This is a genomic window from Bacteroides sp. An19 (assembly GCF_002160215.1).
Classification (GTDB): Bacteria; Bacteroidota; Bacteroidia; order Bacteroidales; family Bacteroidaceae; genus Phocaeicola; species Phocaeicola intestinalis.
The window spans coordinates 1-14829 of the sequence record NZ_NFKD01000027.1; the positions used below are offsets into that span (position 1 = coordinate 1).

13 protein-coding genes are annotated in these 14829 nt (G+C 46.5%); 11 read left to right on the forward strand and 2 right to left on the reverse strand.

All coding sequences use genetic code 11. The features are described 5' to 3' along the window. Positions 1-385: 385 nt before the first annotated feature. From B5F25_RS21770 to B5F25_RS11170, 7 genes are all read left to right on the forward strand, one after another. Positions 386-622, forward strand: a complete 237-nt coding sequence (locus tag B5F25_RS21770) for a hypothetical protein (RefSeq protein WP_087249613.1) — start codon at positions 386-388, stop codon at positions 620-622. A 105-nt stretch (positions 623-727) separates the two neighbouring features. Then, complete coding sequence (locus tag B5F25_RS11145; protein WP_087249615.1) at positions 728-922, forward strand: hypothetical protein; 195 nt, start codon at positions 728-730, stop codon at positions 920-922. Positions 923-1045: 123 nt separating this feature from the next. Then, on the forward strand, positions 1046-2590 hold the full coding sequence (locus B5F25_RS11150; RefSeq protein WP_013617809.1) for a glycine--tRNA ligase: 1545 nt from the start codon (positions 1046-1048) through the stop codon (positions 2588-2590). A gap of 11 nt (positions 2591-2601) precedes the next feature. Beyond that, positions 2602-3258: an FKBP-type peptidyl-prolyl cis-trans isomerase gene (locus B5F25_RS11155; protein WP_087249653.1), complete on the forward strand. Its 657-nt coding sequence runs from the start codon at positions 2602-2604 to the stop codon at positions 3256-3258. Between the two features lie 382 nt (positions 3259-3640). Continuing rightward, a complete protein-coding gene (locus B5F25_RS11160) occupies positions 3641-4726 on the forward strand; it encodes an HpaII family restriction endonuclease (RefSeq protein ID WP_087212401.1) in 1086 nt (361 codons plus the stop codon). Positions 4727-4816: 90 nt separating this feature from the next. Continuing rightward, a complete protein-coding gene (locus B5F25_RS11165) occupies positions 4817-6514 on the forward strand; it encodes an alpha-amylase family glycosyl hydrolase (protein WP_087249617.1) in 1698 nt (565 codons plus the stop codon). 43 nt (positions 6515-6557) lie between these two features. Continuing rightward, the gene (locus B5F25_RS11170; RefSeq protein WP_162614404.1) at positions 6558-6749 is read left to right on the forward strand and encodes a hypothetical protein; all 192 of its coding nucleotides are present in this window, start codon (positions 6558-6560) and stop codon (positions 6747-6749) included. A gap of 263 nt (positions 6750-7012) precedes the next feature. Here B5F25_RS11170 and fabD read toward each other — a convergent pair whose 3' ends face one another. Both fabD and thiD read right to left on the reverse strand, forming a co-directional pair. Next, positions 7013-7897 (reverse strand): ACP S-malonyltransferase, encoded by an 885-nt coding sequence (gene fabD, locus B5F25_RS11175; protein ID WP_013618893.1) that lies wholly within the window; start codon positions 7895-7897, stop codon positions 7013-7015. 151 nt (positions 7898-8048) lie between these two features. Then, positions 8049-8897, reverse strand: coding sequence for a bifunctional hydroxymethylpyrimidine kinase/phosphomethylpyrimidine kinase (gene thiD / locus B5F25_RS11180; RefSeq protein ID WP_022039392.1), 849 nt, complete (start codon positions 8895-8897; stop codon positions 8049-8051). 463 nt (positions 8898-9360) lie between these two features. Between thiD and B5F25_RS11190 the strand changes: the two genes are divergently transcribed. From B5F25_RS11190 to xylE, 4 genes are all read left to right on the forward strand, one after another. Further along, entirely contained in the window at positions 9361-10098 is a 738-nt protein-coding gene (locus B5F25_RS11190; RefSeq protein ID WP_087249623.1) for an NUDIX domain-containing protein, read from the forward strand. 12 nt (positions 10099-10110) lie between these two features. Next, positions 10111-11598, forward strand: coding sequence for an FGGY-family carbohydrate kinase (locus B5F25_RS11195; RefSeq protein WP_022039389.1), 1488 nt, complete (start codon positions 10111-10113; stop codon positions 11596-11598). 276 nt (positions 11599-11874) lie between these two features. After that, positions 11875-13191: a xylose isomerase gene (gene xylA, locus B5F25_RS11200; protein ID WP_022039388.1), complete on the forward strand. Its 1317-nt coding sequence runs from the start codon at positions 11875-11877 to the stop codon at positions 13189-13191. A 125-nt stretch (positions 13192-13316) separates the two neighbouring features. After that, entirely contained in the window at positions 13317-14789 is a 1473-nt protein-coding gene (gene xylE, locus B5F25_RS11205; RefSeq protein ID WP_022039387.1) for a D-xylose transporter XylE, read from the forward strand. Positions 14790-14829 lie beyond the last annotated feature (40 nt).

Here is a 14829-nt window from a genome sequence, read left to right on the forward strand (position 1 = left end):
GCGGGCTATCTGACGAAGAACAGGAGCGAAAAGGACCAAAAAATCGCCCAAAGCACACACGAAAACAGATACATCAAGCCAAGAAAAACTTTTTGGAGAAATTCAAAACAGCTTCTAAGTTAGTTTTTGGTGGCGTGGTTTGGCTGGTATTATGAAACTGGACGTAAATCGTGCCTTGTTGTTCGGATTGGGAACAGTTGTTGTCTTATTGACGGTAGCTGCGGGTCTTATATGTATATTATTGGCAAATTCTAATAAAGAAAAATGAGTTATGGAATTGATTTTGTTTTTGTCTTTTTTCGGATTGATAGCTTTAGGGATTATTATGTGGGGAGTGAATCAGTTGCGGAAACAGCAATCTCATAAAATCTCATAAAAGCATTGGATGAATGCGTGTAGTAAGCAAGATTTGAGGGCTATACGGATTCTTTTGCTTATCTTTGACCTCAACCAAAAGAATAAAATTATGGAACAGGCTGCTTTTACCCGCGAGGAACTGATGCGCAGGCTGGAGGAACACCGGAGGAAGAAAAAAGTACTTATTGAAACCATACAGAAAGAAATGCACGACCGTATTAAGAAACGTACGGGAGAGGATGTGACATCTTTTAATGTGTGGTGATATGATGACATTGGATTTTTTGTCACGCTGGATTTGTAATCCAGCGTAATTCTGCGTGCGAAACCGTAGGTCGGCGAAGCCAATTGCAATCCGCATCATCAACTAATGGTTCCGGATTACAAATCCGGCGTGACACACGACCGCAAATACTCATTTAATTATTTAAGCTCGACGATAACGGACGATGAAGGCGTGGAGAACATTGTTGCCCTCTTGTTCCGCATCGACCATCCGCGGGCGGTGCAAATCAGTGGGGAGTTTGCACGTGCGGTGCAGCTCTTTCACGAGAAGCCCGAATGAAAACGGGGCGATTTGTTCCTGATTCGCATAAATTAATAAACTTGTGCTTCTTTTTTATGGATAAATCCGTATCTTTGTGCGCATTTATGAGTTTCGGAATTAATAATTTAAAGATAAAGAAAAATGGCACAAGAAGACGTTTTCAAGAAATTGGTTTCGCATTGTAAGGAATATGGCTTTGTGTTTCCGTCGAGTGAAATTTACGACGGACTGGGAGCCGTTTACGACTATGGACAGAACGGTGTGGAACTGAAAAACAACATCAAGCAATACTGGTGGCAGAGCATGGTGCTCTTGCACGAAAATATCGTGGGAATCGATTCGGCAATCTTCATGCACCCCACTATCTGGAAGGCTTCGGGGCACGTAGACGCATTTAACGACCCGCTTATCGACAACCGCGACTCGAAAAAGCGTTATCGTGCCGATGTGCTGATTGAAGACCAGATTGCGAAATACGACGAAAAGATAAACAAGGAGGTGGCAAAGGCCGCCAAGAAATACGGCGATGCTTTCGACGAGCAGGAATTCCGTTCGACCAATGCACGCGTGCTGGAGCATCAGGCGAAGCGTGACGCCCTGCACGAACGCTATACACAGGCGATGAATGCCGGACCGGACCTGAACGAGCTGCGCCAGATTATCCTGGACGAAGAAATCGTGTGCCCCATCTCGGGCACGAAGAACTGGACCGAGGTGCGCCAGTTCAACCTGATGTTCTCTACCGAAATGGGCTCTACCGCCGACGGTTCGATGAAAGTCTACCTTCGTCCGGAAACCGCACAAGGTATTTTCGTGAACTATCTGAACGTGCAGAAGACGGGGCGCATGAAAATCCCCTTCGGCATCGCCCAGATAGGCAAGGCGTTCCGCAATGAAATCGTGGCACGCCAGTTCATCTTCCGCATGCGCGAGTTCGAACAGATGGAAATGCAGTTCTTCGTTAAGCCGGGCACCGAGCTGGAATGGTTCAAGAAGTGGAAGGAAACCCGCCTGAAATGGCACAAGGCGCTGGGCTTCGGTGATGACCATTACCGTTATCACGACCACGAGAAGCTGGCGCATTACGCCAATGCAGCTACCGACATCGAGTTCCTGATGCCGTTCGGGTTCAAGGAAGTGGAAGGCATCCACTCGCGCACCAACTTCGACCTGAGCCAGCACGAGAAGTTCTCGGGCAAGAGCATCAAGTATTTCGACCCCGAAATCAACGAATCTTATACTCCGTATGTCATCGAGACTTCTATCGGCGTAGACCGTATGTTCCTGAGCGTGATGAGTGCTTCGTACACGGAAGAGAAGCTGGAAAACGGCGAGACACGCGTGGTGTTGAAGCTCCCTGCCGCCCTGGCTCCGGTGAAGCTTGCCGTGATGCCGTTGGTGAAGAAAGACGGGCTGCCCGAAAAGGCGCGCGAGATTATGGACGACCTGAAGTTCCATTTCCATTGCCAGTACGACGAGAAGGACTCTATCGGCAAGCGTTACCGCCGTCAGGATGCCATCGGTACGCCGTATTGCGTAACGGTAGACCATCAGACGCTGGAAGACAACTGCGTGACGTTGCGTAACCGCGATACGATGGAGCAGGAGCGTGTGGCTATTGCCGACCTGAACAATATTATCGCCGACAAGGTGAGCATCACCAGTCTGCTGAAAACCTTGCAATAATGAAAAGGTCGATGAAGACATATTGTGTCAGGCTATGGATACTCGGTATGGTAATGTGTGTCTTTGCTTCGTGTAGCGACGATACACCTACCGCCGACCCATACGCCGATTGGGAAGCGCGCAACGTAGCTTATATAGACTCCATTGCTGATGTTGTAGCCAATCCGCCTGCTGGAGAAATATGGTACCGTTATGCGAACTATAAAATCCAGAACGATGGAATGGGAACAGATTTAACCCTGACCAACTCAGATTATGTGTACGTAAAGGATTTGACGGAAGCGGATGCTGAATTAGGTGAAACACCGTTTGCAACCGATACGGTAGCGGTACATTATCGCGGATGGTTGATAAACGGAGAAGTGTTCGACCAAAGTTATTCCGGAGATTGGAATGCGGAGGTACATGTGCCGGTTTCGTTTGCGGCAAGCGAGGTGATAACCGGTTGGACTACTGCCTTGCTTCATATGCAGGAAGGCGAGCATTGGGAGGTTTATATCCCGTATCAGATGGGATATGGAACATCGGGAAATGGTACTATTCGTGGGTATTCCACATTGATATTCGACCTTCGTCTGGAGGAAGTGATTCATCCTAAAGGTCCGGACGACCGGAGCCGGAAAGCAATTTCTCTGGCAACGGAAAATCAGGTATCCGTTGATGAATAATCCGCGGTATAACCTCACTGCATTGCATGATAAAAGAACAAATATCGGAGATAAGGCTGGTTACAAAGCTTTATCTCCGATGTTGTTTTTATACTTATTTTTGAATTATATTGTGTGAAAAATTCCGCTCCGGATTCGTCTTGGAACATAAGGGCATAAAAAAAGGAGTACCGCTGTACTCCAACCTTTTGTTAACCTTAAATCTAATACTATGAAAAACACATTGCAAATGTACGGACTTTTATTGAATCTGCAAATAATCCAGAGGAAAATATCTGTTTTATAACATTGTTTAAGATATCGGCGCCGGATATTAGGGATATTGAAAGGCTTTTTAGTTATCTTTGCCGATGTAAAAGTATAAAAAGAAGATAACAAGACTATGGCATTTAACGCGACAAAGAAAGAATGGAGTGAACTCTATGCGTTTTTCCGTTTGCTGGCAGACGGACAGGTGTATGCCGGTACGCCGGATGTGAAACAGAATGAAGCTGTGTGCCTGCCGGTGGCTATGGTGCAACGTGAAGAACACGATGGGACACGCCGGTACGTAATCGGGAAGAATGAAGTGAGGATATGTGGAGAACAAATGGATAAGCGCGTTCCGAGGGAAGATTTTGCTACGGTATCGGAACTGGTATTACAGGCTTTGCGTGAATCGGAAACCGATGATGTTGCCTCGCCCGAAGGAGTGGAAGGCTTCTTGGACGAAGTGGCGATATACAATCTGGAAGCCAAAACCGATGACCGTACCGATTTTAAGGTAGCGTTCTATCGTGAAGACGCGCCCTTGACGGGCTTCTGTGTGCGTTCGAGGCTGGGAGCATTATATCCCTTGCTGGACGGTGGGAGGGCCGCAAACTTCAAGTTCGAGCAGACTGGTATCAAGTTTCCGGTACCTGCTGTGGCAAAAATCAATGCCTTTGGTGAGGAAGAAGATGTATTGGGGCGTATGCTGATGATAGAACGTATGGGAGGAAACTTGAAGTATAATGATGTGGCTGACAAGATTTTCCGCAGCAACCTCTCGATGATAGACCTGCACATGGGACGCTTGTTGGGTGAAATGACCCGGCTGATGTGGCTGGAGGGCAAGACTAAGGTATCCGATCTGACAGAAGCCATCAGGCAGCTTAACCCACTGAAGATTAAGGATGAATTGATTGTCAAGCACGGTTTCTACGATTATAAGATAAAAGAATTCCTGCTTGCTGTTGCTACCGGTATGCGTCCGGCAAAGATATACAACGGCATCGATTCGGCTATCGACGGATGCTTGTTGGTGACGGGAAATGGAGATGTGCTTTGTTACCAGCGGGCTTTCCGCCAGGTATTTGCCGACTTCCTTTTCTACAATACGCGTCTGGAAAAAGGTTCTACCTCTAAAGACAAGTATGGCTATCTGGAGCGTGAGAACGGTGTGTATTATTTTAAGCTGAATCTGAAAGTAGGACTGACGAAACGGTGATGAAATCTTTCCGCTACAGGTTATACGGATTTTATCTTTGAATACAGACAACACACAAGTGTAGTACATTAGTAAATAAAAAATACGACTATGGAACAAGAAGGGAAAATGATTATTTATCAGGTGTTCACCCGTTTGTTCGGAAACAGAGGGCTCCGCAATAAGATAAATGGAACCTTAAGTGAAAACGGGTGTGGAAAAATGGATGATTTTACCAACAAGGCCTTGCACGAGATCAAGAAGCTGGGCGCTACTCATATCTGGTACACGGGTATCCTCGCCCATGCTTCGCAGACCGATTATTCGGCTTACGGCATTCCGCGCAACCATCCGGCAGTAGTGAAGGGAAAAGCGGGCTCGCCATATGCTATCCGTGATTATTACGATGTAGACCCGGACTTGGCTGTTCATGTAGACCGCCGCATGGAAGAGTTTGAGGCTTTGGTGCAACGCTCGCACACAAACGGGTTGAAGGTGATTATCGATTTTGTCCCCAATCATGTGGCGCGTCAGTACCATTCGATAGCTAAGCCCGAAGGTGTGAAAGATCTTGGTGAGGATGATGACCCGTCGAAGGCATTTGCTCCGGATAATAATTTTTATTATATTCCCGGTGCCCATCTTGGCGGTGAGATAGATTTCTATGATGAAGAGCAGGGATTGTATGATGAGATGCCTGCCAAGGCTACTGGCAACAACCGTTTTGATGCTTACCCCAACAAGACCGATTGGTATGAAACGGTAAAACTGAACTATGGTGTAGACTACATAGGCAATACGGGCAATCATTTCGATCCCGAGCCGGACACGTGGCACAAGATGTTAGATATCCTGTTGTTTTGGGCTTCGAAAGGCATCGACGGTTTCCGGTGCGACATGGCAGAGATGGTGCCTTGCGAGTTTTGGGGCTGGGTTATCCCGAAAGTGAAGGCGCATTATCCGGCATTGGTCTTTATTGCCGAGGTATACAATCCGGATGAATACCGTAATTACATCTATAAAGGGCATTTCGATTATCTGTATGATAAGGTGGGGCTGTATGATACCTTGCGTGCATTGGTGTGCGGATATACATCGGCAACCGCCATTACCGGGTGTTGGCAGCGTGTGAATGACATCCAGCCGCACATGCTGAACTTCCTGGAGAATCATGACGAACAGCGTATCGCTTCCGATTTCTTTGCGGGCGATGCACGCAAGGGGCTTCCGGCATTGCTGGTTTCGGCTTGCATGAACACCAATCCGATGATGATTTATTTCGGGCAGGAATTGGGTGAGGAAGGAATGGATTCGGAAGGCTTTAGCGGACGTGACGGGCGCACCACGATATTCGACTATTGGAGCATCCCCAGCATCCGCCGTTGGAGCAATCACGGGCGTTACAACCTGCATTTGCTGAACGCTAAAGAAAAGGAAATCCGTCGCTATTACCAACATGTGCTCAACCTGTGTCAAACAGAAGCTGCACTTTCCAAGGGGAGTTTCTTCGACCTGATGTATGTCAATCAGGGCGGCTGGCTGATGAACGAGCACCGCCAGTATGCATTCTTGCGCAAGTATGGCAAGGAAGTGATTCTGGTTGTGGCAAACTTTGAGGCTATCCCCGTGCATATCGGTGTGACTATTCCGCAACATGCATTCGATTTTCTTCATCTGCCTTCGTTTGCACGGTGCAATGTCACTGACCTGCTGACCGGAAAGGAAGAAATCATCTCGTGGATGCCTGATAAGGCGGTCACGATAGATGTGCCGGCACTGGGCGGGAAGATGCTGAAGCTTTCTTTTTGAATTTATGCGGCAAATGTAGAAGCTGTTTTGAATTTATCGTGCGATGATTTGGGATGAGTTTTTGAGGCATTTTCGCTTCTGTGATGAGGAAGATAGCGGGCTATCTGACGAAGAACAGGAGCGAAAAGAACCAAAAAATCGCCCAAAGCACACACGAAAAAGGATACATCAAGCCAAGAAAAACATTTTGGAGAAATTCAAAACAGCTTCTATGTCTTTTTCGTGTAGTATATAACCAAATGGTGCATAAAATGATTCCATAGAATGATGTCTTGAAATATTCTTTGATGTCAAATACAAAAATGCCGCTTAAGAAAGGGGATAACTGATTCCAGCACCATCCGGTGATGGTTAAAGCAAGAGTGGTTATTGCGAAGAAAGTAATGGTGGGATGAGAGATTTTCTTCATAAAATAAGAAGATTGTTAGATGTAATCATAAAATGGAAGAATCTTGCATACGGGTTTTGTGATGTATGCAAGATTCTTCCTTATTTTTCTCAGATCCCGTGTGCGTTCGCTTCTTTGTTGATTTTCTTAATCAATCCCTGCAATACGGCACCCGGTCCGCATTCTACGAATTCAGTGGCTCCGTCGGCAATCATGTTTTGTACAGTCTGTGTCCAGCGTACCGATGCGGTCAATTGGGCTACTAAGTTAGCTTTGATTTCAGCCGGGTCTGTATGCGGTCTGGCATCTACATTCTGGTAGATGGGGCATTTCGGTGCATGGAATTCCGTGGCGTTGATAGCCGCCTCCAGTTCTACTTTAGCCGGGTTCATCAACGGAGAATGGAAAGCACCGCCTACCTTCAGCGGAAGGGCACGTTTTGCTCCGGCTGCTTTCATCAGTTCGCAAGCCTTGTTGATGCCTTCGATAGAACCTGAGATGACGATTTGTCCCGGGCAATTGAAGTTAGCGGCTACACATACTTCGCCTTCCTGGCTTACCTGTGCGCAGATTTCTTCCACTTTCTCGTCGGGCAAAGCGATGATAGCCGCCATGGTAGAGGGTTGCATTTCGCAAGCCTTCTGCATCGCCATGGCACGGGCGTAAACCAGTTTCAATCCGTCTTCGAACGACAAGGCTCCGGCAGCTACCAGTGCCGAGAATTCGCCTAATGAGTGTCCGGCGGTCATTTCGGGCTTGAACTCATCGCCTAAACACAATGCCGAGATAACCGAGTGCAGGAATACGGCAGGCTGGGTCACCTTGGTCTGGCGCAAATCTTCGTCAGTGCCGTTGAACATGATATCCGTAATGCGGTATCCTAAGATTTCATTCGCTTTCTCGAATAATTCTTTCGCCAGTGGAGAGGTCTCGTAAAGGTCTTTTCCCATACCTACGAATTGTGCTCCCTGGCCGGGGAATACAAATGCTTTCATATCGATTGTTTTTTAAGTTAATGTTTGGGACAAAGATAGTGATTTTAATGAAGAATGAAGAAGGAAGAATGAAGAAACAATGTTCGGCGTTAGCCAATTCCGTGCGGAGAGGGAATACATAAGCCAATTCTTCATTCTCAATTCTTCATTCTCAATTCTTCATTCTCAATTCTTCATTTACCCTTAGGGGAACCGGTGCAAAGAAATGGTTCAGCGGTCCGTGCCCTTCTCCGATATGCACGTCTTTTCCCGACAAGATACCTTGATAGACGTATGCCTTGGCTTTCCGGACCGCTTCTTCCAAGGGTTTTCCCAAGGCAAGATACGTGGCAATGGCAGAGGAAAGGGTGCATCCGGTGCCGTGCGTGTTGCGGCTTTCGATTTTGGGTGAAGAAAACAGGTGAGGCCGGTCTTCTCCTTTTATATATAGCACGTCGCACATCTCCGCCTCGTTCAGGTGTCCGCCTTTGACCAGGACCGCCTGGCTTCCGAAGGCGAGCAATTCTTTTGCGGCTTTTTCCATGTCGGGTATCGTGGCGATGCGTTTTCCCGTCAGCACTTCCGCTTCGCTCAGATTGGGCGTGATAAGGGTGGCGAGGGGCATCAGCAAGGAGGTCAGTGCCTCGATGGCATCGTCTTCTATGAGCTTGCACCCGCTGGTTGAGACCATGACGGGGTCGAGCACGATGTATTTATAATAAGGTGTAAACCTGTGCAGGGATTCGGCTATGGCACGGATGGTTCCGGCGTCATTCAGCATGCCTATCTTTACGGATATAGGTGGGATATCCGTCATAACCGCTTGGATTTGCCCTTGGATATAGGTGGGAGGCACGGCGTGGATGCCTGTTACTCCGCAGGTGTTCTGTACGGTGATGGCGGTGATGGCGCTTGCCGCATAGGCTCCCAAGGCAGAAATGGTCTTGATGTCTGCCTGTATGCCGGCTCCTCCGCTGCAATCGGAACCGGCGATGGTCAATATGCATGGGTAGTGTTTCATGTCTTTGGTGTCTGGATGATTCAGGTTGCAAAGGTAGGAAATTTCCCGTTATCTTGTTCGGACCTGCTTTAAAACGTCTGTCTGGGTGTGTGATATGTCTTATGCGGTTAGGTATGTTTTATATTCCGCCAGCCGGAACGTACATTCCACGGGCTGGAACGTATGTTCCATGGGCTGGAATGTACGTTCCAGCCCATGGAATATAAAAACAAGACGGCTTTGCCGGGAAATATAGCCTGTTGGGGGATAAACAGAGCCGGCTGAAAAGCAGAATGCAAGGAGCCGGAAGCGGTCTTTTACCCTTTTTGTATCTGATACGATAAAGCAATGCATGGTTGTTGTATGATGTACGAAAACTATTTGTTTGAAGAATAATGTTTAATAACATGATAAATAATTTATGTATTTGTGTACAACGTATGCAAAAAGTGTTTATATTTGCAGTGTTCAAAGAAAAATACTCATGGAAAAGCAAACCGGAAATAACCAGATAATAGACGTTCACGTGTCGGTCGACTGCGTGGTGATAGGTTTTGATGGTGAGCAGTTCCGTGTGCTTTTAGTCCGGCAGATCGGCAAGGGTGCAGGGAGTGGATATAACGACATGAAGCTTCCGGGGAGTCTGATTTATGCTGATGAGGATTTGGACGATGCAGCCAAACGGGTGCTTACGGAATTGACGGGTTTGAAGAATATCCGGATGAATCAATTCAAGGCTTACGGTTCGAAAGACCGTACGTCGGATCCACGGGATGTGTTGTGGCTGGAACATTTTCACCGGATAACGAAAAATAAGGTGGGACGGATTGTAACCGTTGCCTATTTGTCGTTGTTGAAGATAGACCGCCGTAGCACGAATCTTTCGGCTACTTATGATGCTTGCTGGATGCCGGTATCGGAGGTGAAGGGTTTGGCTTTTGATCATTTGCGTGTCCTCAAAGATGCGCTGGTGGTTCTCCGCCATTATGTGGAAAGTTCGCCTTCGGTGATGTTTGACTTGCTTCCCCGTAAATTTACGGCAGCCCAGTTGCGCGTGCTTTATCAGCTGGTGTATGATAAAGAGTTTGATGTGCGTAATTTCCATAAGAAAATCGCTTTGTTGCCGTACGTGGTTCCATTGGAGGAAAAGGAAAAGGGAGTTGCGCATCGTGCCGCACGGTATTATCGTTTTGACAGGAAGATATATAATAAACATAAATAAACGTACTGTACTATGTATTTGTTAGGGTATGATATTGGTAGTTCTTCGGTGAAAGCCAGTTTGGTAAACGCCGGGACAGGTAAATGTGTGGCTTCGGCTTTCTATCCGAAAACGGAAGCGGAAATTATCGCCGTTCATCCGGGATGGGCTGAGCAGAAGCCGGAAATGTGGTGGGCTAACTTGAAGTTGGCTACAGAAGCTATTATGAATGAAAGCGGGGCAAAGAAAGAAGAAATTGCCGCTATCGGCATTTCTTATCAGATGCATGGCTTGGTTTGTGTAGACAAACAGCAGCAAGTGCTTCGTCCGGCTATCATTTGGTGCGATTCGCGTGCTGTTCCTTATGGGGAGAAAGCTTTTCAGACATTGGGCGAAGAGAAGTGTCTTTCGCATTTGCTGAACTCTCCGGGTAACTTTACCGCTTCGAAATTGGCGTGGATTAAGGAGAATGAACCGGATGTCTTCTCGCAGATTTATAAAATCATGCTGCCGGGCGATTACATTGCCATGCGTCTGACTGGTGAAATCTGTACTACCGTTTCTGGTTTGTCGGAAGGTATGTTCTGGGATTTCCAGGCAAACGATGTCGCTCAGTTCCTGCTTGATTATTATGGTTTCGACCGTTCGTTGATAGCTGATATCCGTCCTACTTTTTCCGAACAAGGAAGAGTGACCGCCGTTGCCGCCGCCGAATTAGGATTGAAAGAAGGAACTCCGGTGACCTACCGTGCGGGCGACCAGCCGAATAACGCACTTTCTCTGAATGTTTTCAATCCGGGTGAGATTGCCTCTACCGCAGGTACATCGGGAGTCGTTTATGGTGTAAACGGTTCGGTTAATTACGATCCTCAATCACGTGTGAACACGTTTGCTCATGTAAATCATACGGCAGACCAGACTCGTTTGGGTGTATTGCTTTGCATTAACGGTACGGGTATACTGAATTCATGGGTGAAGCGTACGGTAGTACCCGCAGGTGTTTCGTATGCTGAAATGAACGACCTTGCTGCTCAGGCACCGATTGGGGCAGGTGGTATCAGTATCCTTCCTTTCGGTAACGGAGCGGAACGTATGCTTCAGAATCGGGAAACAGGATGCTCTATCCATGGCATTAACTTTAATCTGCATACGCGCAACCATATCATCCGTGCGGCACAGGAAGGTATTGTCTTCTCGTTTAAGTATGGCATCGACATCATGAGGAATATGGGAATGGATGTACAAAAAATCCATGCCGGGCATGCCAATATGTTCCTTAGCCCGATATTCCGCAATACGCTGGCTGGAGTGACCGGTGCGACTATTGAACTTTATGATACCGATGGTTCGGTAGGTGCAGCAAAAGGTGCAGGTATGGGCGCAGGCATTTATAAGAATAATGATGAGGCGTTTGCTACCTTGGATAAGCTGGCTGTCATCGAACCGGATGCGGCTAATAAATCGGCATACGAAGATGCCTACCAACGTTGGCTGGAATGCATGCATAAGGTAGGTTTTTGAGTTTTTTAGTTCTTTAGTTTTTTAGTTTCTTAGTTTAATGCTTCTTTGGGCATTATGTGTGCATTCGTTGGTATCATCATCGTAGAGACGATGTGCACATCGTCTCTACAGAAGGTGCGAAAACGCAAGGAGGCTAAAAACTCACAAACTTAAAAACTCACAAACTTAAAAACTCACAAACTTAAAAACTCACAAACTTAAAAACTCACAAACTTAAAAACTTAAAAACTTAAAAACTCACAAAATCAATACATTAACTTTTAAACAAATAAAATTATGGCAACAAAAGAGTATTTTCCTGGTATTGGTAAAATCAAATTCGAAGGTGTAGAAAGCAAGAACCCGATGGCTTTCCGTTATTATGATCCTGAAAAAGTCGTAATGGGTAAGAAGATGAAAGACTGGTTGAAGTTTTCTATGGCATGGTGGCACACTCTTTGTGCAGAAGGTGGCGACCAGTTCGGTGGTGGAACAAAGAAATTCCCTTGGAAAGGAAATCCTGATAAGGTACAAGCTGCCAAAGACAAGGTGGATGCCGGTTTCGAATTCATGCAGAAAATGGGCATCGAGTATTATTGCTTCCACGATGTAGACCTTTGCGATGAAGCCGATACAATTGAAGAATATGAAGCTAACCTGAAAGAAGTGGTGGCTTATCTGAAGCAGAAACAAGCTGAAACTGGCATCAAACTGTTGTGGGGTACGGCTAATGTATTCGGTCATGCACGTTATATGAACGGTGCTGCTACCAATCCGGATTTTGATGTTGTAGCACGTGCTGGTGTTCAAATCAAGAATGCCATTGATGCAACAATCGAACTCGGCGGTAGTAACTATGTATTCTGGGGCGGACGTGAAGGCTATATGTCATTGCTGAACACCGACCAGAAACGTGAAAAAGAACACTTGGCGCAGATGTTGACCATCGCCCGCGACTATGCACGTGCTAAAGGTTTTACCGGTACATTCCTGATTGAGCCGAAACCGATGGAACCGACCAAGCACCAGTATGACGTGGATACTGAAACCGTAGTAGGTTTCTTGAAGGCCCACAATCTGGACAAGGACTTCAAGGTAAATATCGAAGTAAACCACGCTACCTTGGCCGGCCATACCTTCGAACATGAATTGTGCGTAGCTGTAGACAACGGCATGCTGGGTTCTATCGATGCTAACCGCGGTGATTACCAGAACGGATGGGATACCGACCAGTTCCCGATTGACAACTACGAACTGACCCAGGCCATGATGCAGATTATCCGAAACGGCGGTCTGGGCAACGGCGGTACGAACTTCGACGCCAAGACCCGTCGTAACTCTACCGACTTGGAAGATATCTTCATTGCACACATCGCAGGTATGGATGTAATGGCACGTGCTCTGCTGAGTGCAGCCAAATTGCTGGAAGAATCTCCATACAAGAAGATGCTGGCAGACCGTTACGCTTCGTTCGATGCTGGTAAGGGCAAAGAATTTGAAGAAGGCAAGCTGACGCTGGAAGATGTTGTGGCATACGCCAAGACCGTAGGCGAACCGAAACAGACTAGCGGCAAGCAAGAATTGTATGAAGCTATTGTGAATATGTATTGCTGATAGTTGAATGAAGAATTAAGAATGAAGAGTGAAGAATAGGCGGATGTAACCCCGGTTCTTCATTCTTCGTTCTTCGTTCTTCATTTTTTTTGTTCTTCATTCTTTACCTTATTTGTTTTTATATCATGGATTACGCCGAAAAAGGAAGTAAAACTTATCTTTTTACGATTGTGCTTGTAGCCGTGTTGGGAGGGTTGCTGTTCGGATATGATACAGCAGTCATTTCGGGTGCGGAAAAAGGATTGCAGGCATTCTTCTTGGGAGCGGAAGATTTTGTATATACGGATGGATGGCACGGCTTTACATGTGCCAGCGCGCTCATTGGCTGCATTATCGGCAGTGCTGTTTCTGGTTATATGGCTTCGAATTGGGGCCGGAAAAAATCGTTGATATTTGCCGGTATCATGTTTTTTATTTCTGCATTGGGCTCGATGGTACCTGAATTCTTGTTTTTCGAGCATGGGGTGCCGACTTATCCGTTGCTTATCGCTTTTAATATTTATCGTGTCATAGGAGGAGTAGGGGTAGGGCTTGCTTCTGCAATTTGTCCGATGTACATCGCTGAAGTGGCTCCGTCTAATATCCGAGGTACATTGGTATCGTGGAATCAGTTTGCCATTATTTTTGGTCAGCTGGTCGTATATATGGTGAATTTCTTTATTCTGGGCGATCATACCAATCCTGTTATAGAATCTATCGGTCAGGGCATCAATGCTGTGGCTCCAGGAAGTGATCCGTGGACCATATCTACCGGATGGCGTTATATGTTTGGTAGTGAAGCTGTACCGGCAGGGTTATTTGCCTTACTGATTTGTTTTGTGCCCGAGACTCCGCGTTACCTCGTCATGGCTGGAGAAGATGACAAAGCACTTTCCGTGCTTTGTAAAATCAATGGAAAGACGGAAGGGAATAACATTCTGAACGAGATAAGAAATACCATTACGGAAAAAACCGAGAAAGTATTTACTTACGGTGTACTTGTTATTTTCGTCGGTATTATGTTGAGTGTGTTCCAGCAGGCTGTAGGTATCAATGCTGTGCTTTATTATGCTCCGCGAATTTTTGATGACATGGGTATGGCGAATCCTATGATGCAAACCATTATCATGGGTATTGTCAATATTCTGTTTACGCTTATTGCTATCTTTACGGTTGAAAAATGGGGACGTAAACCCTTGCTTATCACAGGTTCTATCGGGATGGCTATCGGTGCCTTGGGGGTAGCGTTTACTTTCGGACATGCCGGTGTGGAGCTGGTGACGATGTTGAGCATCATGGTTTATAGCGCTTCATTCATGATGTCATGGGGACCTATTTGCTGGGTGCTCATTTCAGAAATATTTCCTAATACGATTCGGGGAGCTGCTGTAGCCATTGCCGTGGCTTTCCAATGGATATTCAATTGGATTGTGAGTGCTTCGTTTGTCCCCATGTTCAATATGCAGACAAGCAATGACCCTGATTTCGGACATTGGTTTACTTATGGTCTTTATGGGGCTATCTGTATTATAGCTGCGCTGTTTGTATGGAGGCTGGTTCCGGAGACCAAGGGAAAGACACTGGAAGATATGAGTAATCTTTGGAAACGGAAACGCTGATTTCGGCTTTTCCGGACAGGAAATAATCTCAAGGAGTTAG